Origin of the sequence: Caulobacter sp. Root1455, from assembly GCF_001426905.1 — a bacterium.
GTDB lineage: Bacteria > Pseudomonadota > Alphaproteobacteria > Caulobacterales > Caulobacteraceae > Caulobacter.
Genome location: NZ_LMFQ01000005.1, coordinates 1 through 13,983, shown reverse-complemented (window position 1 = coordinate 13,983; position 13,983 = coordinate 1). Strand labels below are relative to the sequence as shown.

17 protein-coding genes are annotated in these 13,983 nt (G+C 68.1%); 6 read left to right on the top strand and 11 right to left on the bottom strand.

The window, feature by feature from the left end:
• The first annotated feature begins 53 nt into the window (after nt 1-53).
• From ASD21_RS04465 to ASD21_RS04450, 3 genes are all read left to right on the top strand, one after another.
• Nucleotides 54-614, top strand: a complete 561-nt coding sequence (locus ASD21_RS04465) for a TetR/AcrR family transcriptional regulator (RefSeq protein ID WP_056437366.1) — start codon at nt 54-56, stop codon at nt 612-614.
• Between the two features lie 29 nt (nt 615-643).
• Entirely contained in the window at nt 644-1,432 is a 789-nt protein-coding gene (locus ASD21_RS04460; RefSeq protein WP_056437363.1) for a lysophospholipid acyltransferase family protein, read from the top strand.
• 334 nt (nt 1,433-1,766) lie between these two features.
• On the top strand, nt 1,767-2,135 hold the full coding sequence (locus tag ASD21_RS04450; RefSeq protein WP_056437357.1) for a hypothetical protein: 369 nt from the start codon (nt 1,767-1,769) through the stop codon (nt 2,133-2,135).
• A gap of 13 nt (nt 2,136-2,148) precedes the next feature.
• Here the strand turns inward: ASD21_RS04450 and ASD21_RS04445 are convergent, their stop codons facing one another.
• The 10 genes from ASD21_RS04445 to ASD21_RS04400 all read right to left on the bottom strand — a co-directional run bounded on the left by ASD21_RS04445 (nt 2,149) and on the right by ASD21_RS04400 (nt 9,886).
• Nucleotides 2,149-2,349 (bottom strand): hypothetical protein, encoded by a 201-nt coding sequence (locus ASD21_RS04445; protein WP_056437354.1) that lies wholly within the window; start codon nt 2,347-2,349, stop codon nt 2,149-2,151.
• The gene (locus ASD21_RS04440) at nt 2,349-2,741 is read right to left on the bottom strand and encodes a HesB/IscA family protein (RefSeq protein WP_056437352.1); all 393 of its coding nucleotides are present in this window, start codon (nt 2,739-2,741) and stop codon (nt 2,349-2,351) included. Before ASD21_RS04440 ends, ASD21_RS04445 begins: the two co-directional genes overlap by 1 nt.
• A 14-nt stretch (nt 2,742-2,755) precedes the next feature.
• Entirely contained in the window at nt 2,756-3,103 is a 348-nt protein-coding gene (locus ASD21_RS04435) for an SUF system Fe-S cluster assembly protein (protein ID WP_056437349.1), read from the bottom strand.
• 6 nt (nt 3,104-3,109) lie between these two features.
• Nucleotides 3,110-4,336: an aminotransferase class V-fold PLP-dependent enzyme gene (locus ASD21_RS04430; protein WP_056437346.1), complete on the bottom strand. Its 1,227-nt coding sequence runs from the start codon at nt 4,334-4,336 to the stop codon at nt 3,110-3,112.
• Nucleotides 4,337-4,490: 154 nt separating this feature from the next.
• A complete protein-coding gene (gene sufD, locus ASD21_RS04425) occupies nt 4,491-5,522 on the bottom strand; it encodes a Fe-S cluster assembly protein SufD (protein WP_056437344.1) in 1,032 nt (343 codons plus the stop codon).
• 145 nt (nt 5,523-5,667) lie between these two features.
• Nucleotides 5,668-6,417: a Fe-S cluster assembly ATPase SufC gene (gene sufC / locus ASD21_RS04420; protein WP_056437342.1), complete on the bottom strand. Its 750-nt coding sequence runs from the start codon at nt 6,415-6,417 to the stop codon at nt 5,668-5,670.
• Nucleotides 6,410-6,811 (bottom strand): VOC family protein, encoded by a 402-nt coding sequence (locus ASD21_RS04415; RefSeq protein ID WP_235524840.1) that lies wholly within the window; start codon nt 6,809-6,811, stop codon nt 6,410-6,412. Before ASD21_RS04415 ends, sufC begins: the two co-directional genes overlap by 8 nt.
• Nucleotides 6,811-8,280: a Fe-S cluster assembly protein SufB gene (sufB, locus tag ASD21_RS04410; RefSeq protein ID WP_056437339.1), complete on the bottom strand. Its 1,470-nt coding sequence runs from the start codon at nt 8,278-8,280 to the stop codon at nt 6,811-6,813. The genes ASD21_RS04415 and sufB overlap by 1 nt, the downstream gene beginning before the upstream one ends.
• Nucleotides 8,280-9,416, bottom strand: a complete 1,137-nt coding sequence (locus tag ASD21_RS04405; protein WP_056437336.1) for a cysteine desulfurase family protein — start codon at nt 9,414-9,416, stop codon at nt 8,280-8,282. The genes sufB and ASD21_RS04405 overlap by 1 nt, the downstream gene beginning before the upstream one ends.
• The gene (locus ASD21_RS04400) at nt 9,413-9,886 is read right to left on the bottom strand and encodes an Rrf2 family transcriptional regulator (protein ID WP_056437333.1); all 474 of its coding nucleotides are present in this window, start codon (nt 9,884-9,886) and stop codon (nt 9,413-9,415) included. Before ASD21_RS04400 ends, ASD21_RS04405 begins: the two co-directional genes overlap by 4 nt.
• A 200-nt stretch (nt 9,887-10,086) precedes the next feature.
• Between ASD21_RS04400 and ASD21_RS04395 the strand changes: the two genes are divergently transcribed.
• The 3 genes from ASD21_RS04395 to ASD21_RS04385 all read left to right on the top strand — a co-directional run bounded on the left by ASD21_RS04395 (nt 10,087) and on the right by ASD21_RS04385 (nt 12,595).
• Nucleotides 10,087-10,740, top strand: a complete 654-nt coding sequence (locus ASD21_RS04395) for an alpha/beta hydrolase (protein ID WP_035076568.1) — start codon at nt 10,087-10,089, stop codon at nt 10,738-10,740.
• Between the two features lie 100 nt (nt 10,741-10,840).
• Complete coding sequence (locus ASD21_RS04390; RefSeq protein WP_082554631.1) at nt 10,841-11,239, top strand: VOC family protein; 399 nt, start codon at nt 10,841-10,843, stop codon at nt 11,237-11,239.
• A 57-nt stretch (nt 11,240-11,296) separates the two neighbouring features.
• Nucleotides 11,297-12,595, top strand: coding sequence for an NAD(P)/FAD-dependent oxidoreductase (locus ASD21_RS04385; RefSeq protein WP_056437574.1), 1,299 nt, complete (start codon nt 11,297-11,299; stop codon nt 12,593-12,595).
• A gap of 33 nt (nt 12,596-12,628) precedes the next feature.
• On the opposite strand, the gene ASD21_RS04380 is transcribed toward ASD21_RS04385, so the two are convergent.
• Nucleotides 12,629-13,234: a hypothetical protein gene (locus ASD21_RS04380; RefSeq protein ID WP_056437332.1), complete on the bottom strand. Its 606-nt coding sequence runs from the start codon at nt 13,232-13,234 to the stop codon at nt 12,629-12,631.
• Nucleotides 13,235-13,983 lie beyond the last annotated feature (749 nt).

Here is a 13,983-nt window from a genome sequence, read left to right as displayed (position 1 = left end):
GAAAGAGTGAGTAATCACTTGCGTGTTCCCGAAGCTGTGCTAGCGTACGGCCCATGAACGCCAAGCCCAAGATCGAACGCGCCGCCCTCGAGATCTTCGTCGACAAGGGCGTCGATGCGGCCACCACCAAGCTGATCGCCGCCAAGGCCGGGGTGTCGGAGGGCGCGATCTACCGCCACTGGAAGAGCAAGGACGAACTGGCCGTGGGCCTGTTCATGGCCACCCATCGCCGCCTGTCGGACCTGATCGCCGTCAACGCCGACCTGGCGACCGGCATCCAGGCCAAAGCCGCCGCCGTGGTCCGCGCCTATTGCACCGTGGCCGACGAGGACTGGCTGCTGTTCGCCTTCCACCTGCTGCAGCTGCACCATTTCCTGCCCTACTATCAGGAGGACGGCCGCGATCCGGTGAGCGTGGTCGAGGGGTTGATCAAGCGAGCGATGATGGACGCCGAGCTGCCGCCGGGCGATCCGCGCGTGGTCGCCGCCATGGCCATCGGCGTGATCACCCAGACCGCCCAGAACAAGGCCTATGGCCGCCTGGGCGACGACGCCCTCTCGGCCCACGCGCCCCTGATGACCGCGGCCGTCCAGGCCGTGCTTTCCGCCCGCTAAGCCCCCTCGCCCACCAAGGACAACGAACCATGCGCAGCGCGCTGTTCAACGCCTATTACTGGGTTCTGTCGATCTTCTACGGCCTGTCGGCCGCCCTCTCCGCCCTGCTTCCGGGCCGCAGACCTATCGCCTTCGCCCTGCGGCTCTACAGCCAGCGGATGATCTGGGCGCTGCGCGTGCTGGCCGGCGTGAAGATCGAGCTGAAGGGCCAGGAAAACCTGCCCAAGGGCGCCTTCATCATCGCCGCCAAGCACCACAGCTGGGGCGACGGCTTCGTGATGTTCGCCAATGTCGAGAACCTCAGCTTCGTGACCGGCGACCACCTGGAGAGGTTCCCGCTGGTCGGCCGGATCCTCAAGAAGTTCGGGGCCATCGTGGTCGACAGCTGCGGCGGTCCGGAAGCCCGCGCGGCCCTTTCCAAGAGCGCCGCCCAAGTGGCCGCCGAGGGGCGCCGCATCCTGATCTATCCGGAGGGCCACCTGGCCGCGCCGGGCGAGCGGTTCCGCTACCGCACCGGCGTCTATCACATGAGCCAGGACTTCGGCCTGCCGGTCGTGCCGGTGGCGACGAACCTGGGCTGCTTCTGGAAGCAGACCGACAAGAGCAAGACCGCCGGCCAGGCCACGGTCGAGTTCCTGCCGCCGCTGCCCGAGGGCCTGTCCAAGGCCGAGTTCATGGCCCGGATGGAAGACGTCATCGAGACCCGCACCAACCATCTGATCGCCCAGGCGCGGGGCGAGTCGGTCAAGCCGTCGGTGCTGGTGGAGTGGAATGGGCGCAAGAACGTGGCGGCGTCGGCGGAGACCCGAGCGGCCTGACTTCCGCCGAGTGGCCGCGCCAAGGATTGGAGGGAGTCTTGATCGTGCGAGTGGGGCTTCTTGTACTTTCGTTCCTCTTGGCTTTTTTGGCTTGCGTCATGGCGCGGGAGGTCCGGTCGGGCGCGGATCCTTGGATCTGGGCGCTGGCCTTCCTCCTTCCGCCGCTGTGGATCGCGACGGTCGTCGGAAGCTGCAGGATCGGGCGGTTTGGCGCCTTGGTAACGAAAGGCGCGCTCCCCGCCCCGTCGGGCGTGTGCGCGGTGTTGACCACGACTTGTTATTCCTCTTTGGGGCGATAAATTCTAACTCACCTCCATAGATTGGGTCGCCTGACATGTCGTCGACCGACACCTCGATCAACGCCGACGGAGCGCGGCCGCCTCGCGCGAGGGCCTCGAAGGGCAAGCGCGTCCTGGCCGTCGTCGTCGGGGCGATCTGGCTGGTGCTGACGGTTCCGGCGCTGGGCTTGGCCGCGATGTCGGTGATGGCGTCGGACGGCGGCGTGAACGCGGCCATCTACACGTTCGTCTACGCCTGCTTCGCCCTGCCCTTGACGACGTTGCTGGCCTCGGTCGGCGGTTTCGTCAGCGGCGCGACCGGCCGGATGCGGTGGGTGGCCATCGCCTCGGCCGGACCGTTCATCGCGTTGCTGGTGGCCTTCGGAGCGATCGCGGCCGGCGCGGGGACGGCGCCGACGGCCTGACGCCCGAGCGGGTCTAGAGATCGACCGGACATTCCGCCGGAACCGGAACGAACGTCCCGTCCTCCCGGCGCTGGTCGAAATGCTTCGTGGCGCAGCCGGTCGAGCACAGGATGCCCTGGTCCGACCAGTACAGCGGCGCGTGGTCCTCGTGGCGGAACGCCGGCGCGCCCCAGGCCAGGCCGCATTCCACGCAGGCGGGGGTCTTGGTCAGCATCAGTCCAGAGCCTCGGGCGCCGGCTGAATCGTCACGCTCTCGCCGCAGCCGCAGGCGTCGGTCTCGTTCGGGTTGTTGAACACGAACTTCGACGACAGCTTGCTGACCTCGTAGTCGATCGTGGTGCCGATCAGGAACAGCACCGCCTTGGGGTCGATCAGGATGGTCACGCCCTGGTCCTCGACCACCTCGTCGATCGGACCCTTCTCGGCGGCGTATTCGAAGATGTATTCCGACCCCGCGCAGCCGCCGTTCTTCACGCCCACGCGCAGCCCGGCATAGGGCTTATCGGCCCGGTCCATGATCTCCTTGACCCGCGCGGCGGCGGCCGGGGTCAGGGAGACGACCTTGGGACGGGGGCGACGAACGCGGGGGGTGACGGCGGCTTCCATGGGATTCGAACCGATCAGAACATGTTCAGTTGCAGCTTGGCCTCGTCGCTCATCCGCGAGGGATCCCACGGCGGCTCGAAGACCAGGTCGACGTGACACGACTTGATGTCCGGCAGCTCCATCACCGCATCGCGCACCCAGCCCGGCATTTCCCCGGCCACCGGGCAGCCCGGGGCGGTCAAGGTCATGTCGATGGCCACGTCCTTGTCGTCGCTGATGTCGACCTTGTAGATCAGGCCCAGCTCGTAGATGTCGACCGGGATTTCGGGGTCGAACACCGTCTTCAGCTTCTCGATCAGCTGGTCGGTCAGGCGATCGAGCTCGGCCTGGGAGAGCACGGACGTGGTGGCGGGTTCGGTCATGTCAGCTCAACTGAAGAAACTGCGGGCCTTGGCCAGCGCGCTCACGAACGCGTCGGCCTCGGCCATGGTGTTATATAGGGCGAACGAGGCGCGTGCGCTCGATGTAACGCCGAACCGCTTCATCAGCGGCTCGGCGCAGTGGGCGCCGGCGCGGACGGCCACGCCGTAGCGGTCCAGCACCTGGGCCACGTCATGGGCGTGGGCGCCTTCGACCACGAAGCTCAGCACCGCGCCCTTGCCCGGGGCCGTGCCAAGGATCCGCACGCCATTGACGCCGTCCAGTTGGTCGATGACCCGCTGGTAGAGCGCGTGCTCGTGGGCCAGGGCCGCGTCGCGGTCGATGCCGTTCAGCCAGTCGATGGCCGCCCCCAGGCCGACAGCCTCGAGGATCGCCGGGGTGCCGGCCTCGAAGCGGTGCGGCGGGTCGGCGTAGGTGACGGCTTCCATCGACACCGAGCCGATCATCTCGCCGCCGCCCTGGTATGGCGGCAGGGCCGCCAGGCGGTCAGCCTTGCCGTACAGCACGCCGATGCCGGTGGGGCCGTACAGCTTGTGGCCGGAGAAGACGTAGAAATCGACGTCCAGGGCCTCCACGTCGACCTTGCTGTGGACAATGGCCTGGCAGCCGTCCAGCAGCACCGGCGCGCCGGCCGCGTGGGCCAGGCGGACGATCTCGGCGGCGTCGTTGATGGTGCCCAGCACGTTCGACATGTGGCTCATGGCCACCATCTTGGTGCGGTCCGACAGCAGGCCCTTGTAGGACTCCATGTCCAGGCGGCCGTCGTCGGTGACGGGCACGAACTTCAGGACCACGCCGTAGCGCTCGCGCAGGAAGTGCCACGGCACGATGTTGGCGTGGTGCTCCATCTGCGAGAGGACGATCTCGTCGCCGGCCTTCAGCGACCGCCCGAAGGTGTCGGCCACCAGGTTGACCGCCTCGGTAGCGCTCTTGGTCCAGACGATTTCCGACGGCTCGGCGTTGATGAACTTCGCTACGGTTTCCCTGGCGTTTTCATAGGCTTGCGTCGTTTCGTTGGCGAGCGTGTGCAGGCCGCGGTGGACGTTGGCGTAGCTGGTGCGGGCCAGGCCGGTCATGGCTTCCAGGACTGCTTCCGGCTTCTGGGCGCTGGCGGCGCTGTCCAGATAGACCAGCGGCTTGCCGTGCACCTGGCGGGCCAGGATCGGGAACTGGGCGCGGATGGCGTCCACATCAAATGGTGCGTCGAAGGCCATGACTAAACTCCTCCCCTGCGTAGCGGGGGAGGTGGCGCGCTGCGAATACGCAGCGTGACGGAGGGGGCGTCACGGAGGTCGGCGCAGGACCCCCCCTCCGTCGGCTTCGCCGCCACCTCCCCCGTTTCACGGGTGAGGAGAAGGAAGGATGCGATCATTCCGCCCTCCCCAGCCTGGCGGCGACCCAGGCGGCGGCGATCTCGCGCGCGCCGTCGTGCTCGATGCGCTCGACCACCTCGCCGAGGAAGGCCTGGGTCAGCATGGCCTTGGCCTCGACCTCGGGAATGCCGCGCTGGCGGGCGTAGAAGATCTGCTGGTCGTCCAGGGCACCGATGGTGTTGCCGTGGGCGCAGGCGACGTCGTCGGCGAAGATCAGCAGCTCGGGCTTGGCGTCGACCTCGGCCTTGTCCGACAGGATCAAGGCGTGGTGGCCCATGCGGGCGTCGGTCTGGTCGGCGCCGGGCTGAACGACGATCCGACCCTGGAACACGCCGCGCGCCTGGTCGTCGACGACGCCCTTGGTCAGCTGGCTGGTGATCCCGTCGACGCCGCCGTGGGTGACGACCGTGGTCTGGTCGGCGTGGCGCTGATTTTCGAGGATGTAGACGCCGTCCAGCCGCACCTTGGCGTGGGCGCCGGGGTGGTTGATGCGAGTCTCGACCCGCTGGCGTCGGGCGCCGGTGGTCAGGACGGTCTGGTTGAAGGTCGCGCCGGGAGCCAGGTCGACCTCGGCGGTGACCACGTCGATGGCCTCGGCATGGTCATCGACCAGAACGATGCGCTCGACGCGGGCGCCCTCGCCCACCGCGATGTCCAGGGTGACGTCCGAGAAGTAGCCGCCCGCCCGGCCCTCGTGGCTTTCCAGCAGGACCAGGGTCGTGTCGGGCTCGACGACGATCGCATAGGCGGCGGCGTGGGCCGCGCCCTCGGTGGCCGAGACGAAACGCAGGGCGACGACATCGCCCGCGTCGCCGGCGGCGGCGTGGCGCTGGCGGCCGTTGACGAACAGGATCTCGTCGGCGGCCAGGCCGTCGAACGGCCCGGCGGCGACCTCGCCGTCCACCGGCGGCGAGGCCGGCGGCACGGCGCGGATCAGGCCGCGCAGGTCGGTCCAGCGCCAGTCCTCGTCGCGGCGCGACGGCAGCTGGGTCAGGTCGCCGGTCTTGAGGGCGGAGGCGAGGGTCATGCGCAGGTCCTCCCCCCGTGGGGGAGGTGTCGGCGCGCAGCGACGACGGAGGGGGGAGTGTTCGGCAGGTTCAGCCCACTCCCCCCACCGATCGCTTCGCGATCGCCTCCCCCACAGGGGGAGGTTCTGAGCTGTGCGAGCCCGCTCATGCAGCAGCACTCGTGTACTTGTCGTAGCCCTCGGCCTCGAGCTGCAGCGCCAGCTCCGGGCCGCCCGAGGCGACGATGCGGCCGGCGGCCAGCACGTGGACTCGGTCGGGTTTGATGTAGTCCAGCAGGCGCTGGTAGTGGGTGATGACCAGCATGCCGCGATCGGGGGCGCGCAGGGCGTTGACGCCTTCGGACACGATCTTCAGGGCGTCGATGTCCAGGCCCGAGTCCGTCTCGTCCAGGATCAGGAACTTGGGCGAAAGCATCGCCATCTGAAGGATTTCCATCCGCTTCTTCTCGCCGCCCGAGAAGCCGACGTTCAGGCCGCGCTTGAGCATGTCGAAGTCGATCTTCAGCGCCGCGGCCTTTTCCTTGGCCAGCTTCAGGAAGGCCGGGGCGGCGATCTCGTCCTCGCCGCGCGCCCGGCGCTGGGCGTTGAGGGCCGTGCGGATGAAGGTCAGGGCCGGAACGCCCGGGATCTCCAGCGGGTACTGGAATGACAGGAACACGCCCTTGGCGGCCCGCTCGTTAGGCTCCAGGGCCAGCAGGTCCTCGCCGTTCAGGGTGGCCGAGCCCTCGGTGACCTCATAGCCGCCTCGGCCGGTCAGCACATAGGACAGGGTCGACTTGCCCGCGCCGTTCGGCCCCATGATGGCGTGAACCTCGCCCGCCGGCACGTCGAGCGTCAGGCCCTTGAGGATCGGCTTGTCGCCGACAGTGGCGTGGAGGTTTTCAATCTTAAGCATGGGTCTCATTGGTCTTTTCGGGCGTGGCCGCGCTGTTCAGCGGCTCCAGCAGTTCAATTCGGTTGCCGAACGGGTCGTCGACATAGACGCGGTCGTAGCCTTCCAGCGGCTCGTCGTCGTTCAGGGCGTAGCCGGCCTGAGCCAGCCGCGCCTTCAGCGCGTCCAGCTCCGCGACTAGCAGCCCCGGATGCGCCTTGCGGGCCGGGCGGAAGTCGGCCTCGACGCCGAGGTGGATCTTCAGCGTCTGGCTCTCGAACCAGCAGCCGCCCCGCTTGGCCAGGTGCGGCGGCTTGGGCGTTTCGGGCAGGCCGAGCACGTCGCCATAGAAGCCGCGCGCGGCGGCTTCGCCGCCGGCCGGCATGGCCAACTGGACGTGATCGATGGCCAGCAGCATCAGCCGACGCTGCCTTCCAGCGAGATCGCCACCAGCTTCTGGGCTTCGACGGCGAATTCCATCGGCAGCTGCTGCAGCACGTCCTTGACGAAGCCGTTGACCAGCAGAGCCACGGCCTCTTCCTGCGACAGCCCGCGCTGCTGGCAATAGAACAGCTGGTCGTCCGACAGACGGGTGGTTGTGGCCTCGTGCTCGAACACCGAATGGCCGTTGCGGGCCTCGATGTACGGGACCGTGTGGGCCGCGCAGGTCTTGCCGATCAGCAGGCTGTCGCACTGGGTGAAGTTGCGCGCGCCCTTGGCCTTCGGGTGAGCCGAGACCAGGCCGCGATAGGTGCTGGTCGACTTGCCGGCGCTGATGCCCTTGGCGACGATCCGCGAGCGGGTGTTGGCCCCCAGGTGGATCATCTTGGTGCCGGTGTCGGCCTGCTGGTGGCCGTTGGTCACGGCGATCGAGTAGAACTCGCCCGACGAGCCCTCGCCGCGCAGCACGCACGACGGGTACTTCCAAGTGATGGCCGAGCCGGTCTCGACCTGGGTCCACGACACCTTGGAGCGGTCGCCGCGACAGTCGGCGCGCTTGGTGACGAAGTTGTAGATGCCGCCCTTGCCGGTTTCCGGATCGCCCGGATACCAGTTCTGGACGGTGGAATACTTGATCTCGGCGTCGTCCAGCAGCACCAGCTCGACCACGGCCGCGTGCAGCTGGTTCTCGTCGCGCATCGGGGCCGTGCAGCCCTCCAGGTACGAGCAATAGGCGCCCTTGTCGGCGATGATCAGGGTGCGCTCGAACTGGCCGCTGTCCTTGGCGTTGATGCGGAAATAGGTCGACAGCTCCATCGGGCAGCGCACGCCCGGCGGGATGTAGACGAACGATCCGTCGCTGAAGACCGCGCTGTTGAGGCAGGCATAATAGTTGTCCGACGTCGGCACGACCGAGCCCAGGTACTGGCGCACGAGCTCCGGGTGCTCGCGGATCGCCTCGCTCATCGAGCAGAAGATCACCCCGACCGCCGCCAGCTCCTTCTTGAAGGTGGTGACGACGCTGACGCTGTCGAACACCGCGTCCACGGCGTAGCGCGGCGCGCCCTCGACGCCGGCCAGCACGGCCTGCTCCTTCAGCGGGATGCCCAGCTTCTCGTAGACGGCCAGGATCTCGGGATCCACCTCGTCCAGGCTCTTGGGTCCGGCCTTGGTCGAGGGGGCGGCGTAGTAGTAGCTGTCCTGGTAGTCGATCTTGGGGAAGTCGACCTTGGCCCAGGTCGGTTCTTCCAGCTCAAGCCAGCGACGATAGGCGTCCAGGCGCCAGTCCAGCATCCACTGGGGCTCGTCCTTCTTGGCCGAGATGAAGCGCACGATGTCCTCGGAGAGGCCCTTGGGGGCGAACTCCTGCTCGATATCGGTCGTGAAGCCGTGCTCGTACTTCTCGAGCGCTGCGACAGTTTCAATGGTCTGCTTGACCGCGGCCATTACGCCACCTCCCGGCGACGGGCGCCGATACGCGAATAGGCGGCGAGCCAGGCGTCGCCGCAGGAAATCCAGTCTTGCTCGGTCGTGGCCCAGCCGCCGCTGACGCGCAGGGCGAACGGGGCCAGGTCGGGCCGGCCCATGGCTTCCACCACGCGGCTGGCCTTGACCTTGCCCGACGAGCAGGCGCTGCCGGCGCTGACCATCACCCCCGCCAGGTCCAGGTTCATCACCTGGATCTGCGAGGCGAAGCCCTCGGCCGCCAAACACAGGGTTTGCGGAAGGCGCTGAGCGCGCTCCCCGAGCACGACAGCGCCGGCGGCCTTGACCCGTTCGGCCAAGGCGTCGCGCCATGTGCCTTGATTGGCCAGCGAGGGCAAGTCGCGCAGCGCGGCCTCGGCCGCCGCGCCGAAGCCGGCTATGCCCGCGACGTTCTCGGTGCCGGCCCGGCGGCCGCGCTCCTGGCCGCCGCCGTGCTGCTGGCGGACGATCGTGGCGCGGGTGCCGGCGACCAGAGCGCCGACGCCCTGCGGTCCGCCCAGCTTGTGGGCCGACAGGGCCATCGTGTCGGCGCCCAGGGCGGTGAAATCGATGGCGATCTTGCCGGCCGCCTGGACGGCGTCGACATGCAGCCAGCCGTCCGCGGCGCGGACCAGGGCGGCGGCCTGCGCCACCGGCTGGATCACGCCGGTCTCGTTATTGGCCAGCATCAGGCAGACCAGGGCCCGGCCCTCGTCGCTGAGCGCCTCTTCCAGCCAGTCCAGACGCGCGACGCCGTCGGCGTCCAGCGGCATTTTCAGGACCTGCAGGCCCGAGGCGGCGGCGGTTTCGAGCACGGCGTCATGCTCGCCCTCGCTGACGATGACGCGGTTGAAGCCGGAAAAGGCGGCGCTGCCGATGGCCAGGGCGTTGGCCTCGGTGCCGCCGCTGACGAAGGTGACCGAGCCCGGAACCACCCCGACCAGCGCCGCCACCTGGGCGCGGGCGGTCTCGACGATGTCGCGGGCGGCCCGGCCGCTGGCGTGTACGGACGACGGATTGCCGGCGACCTCGAAGGCGCGCAGCACAGCGTCCCGCGCCTCGGGGCGGATCGGGGCGGTGGCGTTGTAGTCGAGATAGATGGAGGAGGGCTTGCTCACGCCGCCTGCTCCTGATTGGCCCTGTCCTTCAGCTTGCCGCTCAGTACGTCGGCCACCGACACGCTGGCCAGGTAGCCGTGGATCTGGCGGCCCATCTCTTCCCAGAGGTCGTGGGTCAGGCACTGGGCGCCGCCGGCCATGCAGCCCTTGGGCGCGCCCTTGCCGACGCCGGTCTTGGAAAGGCCGCAGCGGGTGGCCCGCAGGGGCTCGTCCACGGCCAGGACGATGTCGGCGATGGCGGTGTCGCGGGCCTCGCGGGCCAGGCGGTAACCGCCGCCGGGGCCTCGGGTGCTGACCACCAGGCCCTTGCGGCGCAGGCGCGCGAAGAGCTGCTCGAGATAGGAAAGCGAGATCTGCTGACGCGCGGCGATCTCGGCCAGGGCGACGGCCCGGCCCTCGGCCTGGTCCTGACGGCGGGCCAGGTCGGTCATGGCCATCACCGCGTAGCGTCCCTTGGTGCTCAGGCGCATGCGCCTTATCTCCTTGCGGATTCCCCGCGCATCGGCTTAGGCGTGTGCTACAAGCCGCCACTTCGCGCCCGGGGCTCTTGCATAAAGACCAAGGCGCGCGGTGCGGATTTAGGAAGACCAAGCGCAGTGGTCAAGTATTCCTTCGCCCTTACGGGTGCGAGGAGACGACCCCGTCGCCCCTTTTTGGATAGGGACCTTGAATGCCTGACGTGATTTTGACCGGAGCTTCGGGCCGTATCGAGGGCCGCTATTCCCCGGGCAAGACCGACAACGCCCCGATCGCGCTGATCCTGCACCCGCACCCCAAGGCCGGCGGGCACATGAACCATCCGGTCTCGGTGCAGCTGTATCACCTGTTCATGAAGCGCGGTTTCGCGACCCTGCGCTTCAACTTCCGCGGCGTGGGCCGCAGCCAGGGCGAGTTCGACAGCGGCATCGGCGAGCTGGCCGACGCGGCCACGGCCCTGGACTGGCTGCAGTCCAACAACCCGGCCGCCGCCCAGACCTGGGTCGCGGGCTACAGCTTCGGCGCCTATATCGGCATGCAGCTGCTGATGCGCCGCCCGGAAACCGACGGCTTCATCTCGGTGTCGCCGCCGACCAACATGTACGACTTCAGCTTCCTGGCCCCCTGCCCGGCCTCGGGCCTGATCCTGACGGGCGCGGCCGACACCGTCGTGCCGCCGGTCGAGGTCGAGCGCGTGGTTTCCAAGCTGCGCACCCAGAAGGGCATCGTCATCGACTACGAAGTCGTCGACAAGGCCACCCACTTCTGGGCCGAGCACCTGCCCAGCGTCGAGAAGAGCGTCGGCGACTATCTGGACAAGCGCCTGGAAATGAACCCGATCCCTTAGGCTTCGGCCCCAGGTAACCGTAGTTACCGGTACCATAAGGCTTGCGATCCTGGACAACTCACCGTCATTCTCCGCTGAACAACGTTCTGGGAGAGTGACGGTGAACCAGACCATACGACCGTTCCTGATGTTTCAGGCGCAGGACGCCGAAGCGGCGATGACCTTCTACGTCTCGCTCTTCCCCGACAGCGAAATTCTCGACATCGAACGCTACGGCGCCGCCGGTCCGGGGCCGGAGGGAACGGTGGTCCGCGCCCGCTTCAGGATCGGCGGTCAGGAAATCTTCTGCTCCGACAGCTTCGTGAAGCACGCCTTCGGCTTCACGCCCTCGTCGTCCCTGTTCGTCGATTGCGCGTCGGCGGACGAGATCGCGCGCCTGGCCGCCGCCCTCGCCGACGGCGGGGCCGAGCTGATGCCGCTGGGCGACTATGGCTTCAGCCGGCGCTTCGCCTGGGTCAACGACCGGTTCGGCGTTTCCTGGCAGCTCAACCTGGTCTGACACGGCCAGGTTTCATCCCTATATATTCACCATCTGAGGAATTTCTGGATGGCGGGCATGCACTACGACATCGTGATCGTCGGCGGCGGGGCCGGCGGGCTGGAGCTGGCGGCGCGGCTGGGGCGAAAACTCGGGCCCAAGGCCGGCAAGGAGCGGGTGCTGCTGATCGACCGTTCCAGCTTTCACATCTGGAAGCCGACCCTGCACGAGGTCGCCGCCGGCACGCTCGACACCCACCAGGAGGGCCTGTCCTATTCGATCCTGGGCCGGGCCAACCATTTCAGCTTCCTGCTGGGCGATCTGGACAACTTCGATCCCGTCGCCAAGCGCCTGAGCCTCAAACCCATCGTCGGTGAAAGCGGCAAGGTGCTGGTGCCCGAGCGCGGCGTGACCTTCAGCTGGGGCGTGCTGGCGATCGGCAGCGGCAGCAACCTGTTCGGCACGCCCGGCGCCGACCAGGCCCACCTGCTGGAGCGCACCGAGGACGCCGAGGTGTTCCACACCCGCCTGCTGGCCGCCTTCATGAAGGCCTCGTTCTCGACCGAGAAGACCATGAGCGTGGCCATCGTCGGCGGCGGCGCCACCGGGGTCGAACTGTCGGCCGAGCTGATCGAGGCTCATCGCGAGCTGCTGGGCAGCCTGGGCTCCGAGCAGCGCTTCCGCCTGGACATCGCCATCGTCGAGGCCGCGCCGCGCATCCTGGGCGGCCTGCCCGAGAAGATCTCCGACCAGGCCACCGTCGCCCTGGAGCGCAAGGGCGTGCGGGTCCACACCGGGGCCAAGGTGGTGGCCGTCCATGCCGACCGGCTGGAGACCAGCGGCGGCGACATACCGGCCGACCTGATCGTCTGGGCGGCGGGGGTCAAGGCCGCGCCGACCAACACCGGCTACGGCCTCGAGACCAACAAGACCAACCAGTTCGTGGTCAATGCGCGGCTGGAGACCTCGGCCCCCGACGTCTGGGCCCTGGGCGATTGCGCGGCCTGCCCGTGGCCTGACCGGGACGGCAAGGCGGAGGGACGGATCATTCCGGCCCGCGCCCAGGCCGCCCACCAGCAGGCCAGCTACCTGGCCAAGGCGCTGATCGCCCGTCTGGGCCAGCGCCGGGTCGAGGCGCCGTTCGTCTATCACGACTTCGGTTCGCTGGTGTCGCTGGGCGAGAACCGGGGCGTCGGGGCCCTGATGGGCGGCCTGGGCGGTCCCAACTTCTTCGTCGAGGGCCTGATCGCCAAGTGGGCCTACATCTCGCTGCACCTGGACCATCACCGGGCGATCATGGGCACGCCCAAGACCATCGTCCTGGCCATGGCCCGCCTGCTGCAGCAGCGGGTGGCGGGGCGGCTGAAGCTGCACTGAGGCGCGCCGCCCCTCCCGCGTTCCCCCTCGTCGTCAGAGGATGAAGTCGGACGCCGTGAGGTTGTAGCTGCCCGAGAGGCCGATATAGAGGTCCACCTGCATGTCGCCATCGACATCCGCGTAGACCACGGTGTCGGTTTCTCCGCCGCCGGTGATGCGATCGAAGATCAATTCGCCCGCATGGCCGGTGAACGCGTGCTCGCCCAGGAACCGGAAGGCCTGGTTGCCGGCCTGATTCCAGTTGGCGTCGATGGCCGACAGATCGATCCGGTCGTTGTCGGCTCGGCTGAAGTCGGCGATGCTCTCGCCGGTCTGCGACCCGCCGGGCAGATCGTCCTCGGTCGCCGAGTTGAACACGAACAGATCCGCGCCGTCGCCGCCGAACAGGAGATCCGCGCCGGGACCGCCGTTCAGCACGTCACGTCCCGCGCCGCCATAGAGGACGTCGTTGCCGTCCCCGCCGAACAGCTGGTCCGCGCCTGCCTGACCATAGAGATGGTCGTCGCCGCCTTCGCCGCGGATGACGTCGTCGCCGTCGCGACCGTGGGCGGTGTCGTTCCCCGCCTTGAGGAGCATGACGTCGTCATTGTTGGTGCCATTGAGATCGTCGCGCCCGCTCGTTCCTTCTATCCGAGCCATTGAAGGCCTCCTGTCCACTGCCTATGGGCACGTGAACACGGCGGCTTAAGATGTTGTTCCCATTTCAAAAATGACCATTTCGGGGCGGTCGGGAACACGCCTTCCTTCACCCTCTCCCGGAGGGGAGAGGGAGGGACCCGCGCCGCAGGCGTGGGAGGGAGAGGGGTGACGCCCTGTCCGGTTTCACGCGTGGCTTTCCTTGGCGCCCTCGCCGCAGGCGTGGGAGGGAGAGGGGTGACGCCCTGTCCGGTTTCACGCGTGGCTTTCCTTGCTTCACCCTCTCCCGGAGGGGAGAGGGAGGGACCCGCGCCGCAGGCGTGGGAGGGAGAGGGGTGACGCCCTGTCCGGTTTCACGCGTGGCTTTCCTTGGCGCCCTGCCGGCACGCCGTCTGACGGTTTAACCCCTCACCCTCCCATTGCTCCGCAATGGGCCCCGCCCTCTCCCTCTGGGAGAGGGTTTCGAGTACTTACGCTCGGCCGATAGGGGATGAAATTCAGCGATTTCAACGCCCTGAACTTTCTCGACCCGATTTGGTCCTCACCCCTCCAAACCGCCCGTATCCTTGGTTCACCTCGCCGCAKGGAAAGGGCGCAWGGCCAGCGACCGATGCGGCGGCGGGGGGCGATCGAGCGGGAAGCTCTGTCGGCGGCGRGATCCGCGTGCGTAGGGACCTCGTCAAGGCGGCGGGGGGCGATCGAGCGGGAAGCTCTGTCGGCGGCGGGATCCGCGTGCGTAGGGACCTCGTCAA

Coding starts and splice junctions, on each gene's coding strand:
- ASD21_RS04465 (WP_056437366.1), top strand. CDS start 54: ATGAACGCCAAGCCCAAGATCGAACGCGCCGCCCTCGAGATCTTCGTC.
- ASD21_RS04460 (WP_056437363.1), top strand. CDS start 644: ATGCGCAGCGCGCTGTTCAACGCCTATTACTGGGTTCTGTCGATCTTC.
- ASD21_RS04450 (WP_056437357.1), top strand. CDS start 1,767: ATGTCGTCGACCGACACCTCGATCAACGCCGACGGAGCGCGGCCGCCT.
- ASD21_RS04445 (WP_056437354.1), bottom strand. CDS start 2,349: ATGCTGACCAAGACCCCCGCCTGCGTGGAATGCGGCCTGGCCTGGGGC.
- ASD21_RS04440 (WP_056437352.1), bottom strand. CDS start 2,741: ATGGAAGCCGCCGTCACCCCCCGCGTTCGTCGCCCCCGTCCCAAGGTC.
- ASD21_RS04435 (WP_056437349.1), bottom strand. CDS start 3,103: ATGACCGAACCCGCCACCACGTCCGTGCTCTCCCAGGCCGAGCTCGAT.
- ASD21_RS04430 (WP_056437346.1), bottom strand. CDS start 4,336: ATGGCCTTCGACGCACCATTTGATGTGGACGCCATCCGCGCCCAGTTC.
- sufD (WP_056437344.1), bottom strand. CDS start 5,522: ATGACCCTCGCCTCCGCCCTCAAGACCGGCGACCTGACCCAGCTGCCG.
- sufC (WP_056437342.1), bottom strand. CDS start 6,417: ATGCTTAAGATTGAAAACCTCCACGCCACTGTCGGCGACAAGCCGATC.
- ASD21_RS04415 (WP_235524840.1), bottom strand. CDS start 6,811: ATGCTGCTGGCCATCGATCACGTCCAGTTGGCCATGCCGGCCGGCGGC.
- sufB (WP_056437339.1), bottom strand. CDS start 8,280: ATGGCCGCGGTCAAGCAGACCATTGAAACTGTCGCAGCGCTCGAGAAG.
- ASD21_RS04400 (WP_056437333.1), bottom strand. CDS start 9,886: ATGCGCCTGAGCACCAAGGGACGCTACGCGGTGATGGCCATGACCGAC.
- ASD21_RS04395 (WP_035076568.1), top strand. CDS start 10,087: ATGCCTGACGTGATTTTGACCGGAGCTTCGGGCCGTATCGAGGGCCGC.
- ASD21_RS04385 (WP_056437574.1), top strand. CDS start 11,297: ATGCACTACGACATCGTGATCGTCGGCGGCGGGGCCGGCGGGCTGGAG.
- ASD21_RS04380 (WP_056437332.1), bottom strand. CDS start 13,234: ATGGCTCGGATAGAAGGAACGAGCGGGCGCGACGATCTCAATGGCACC.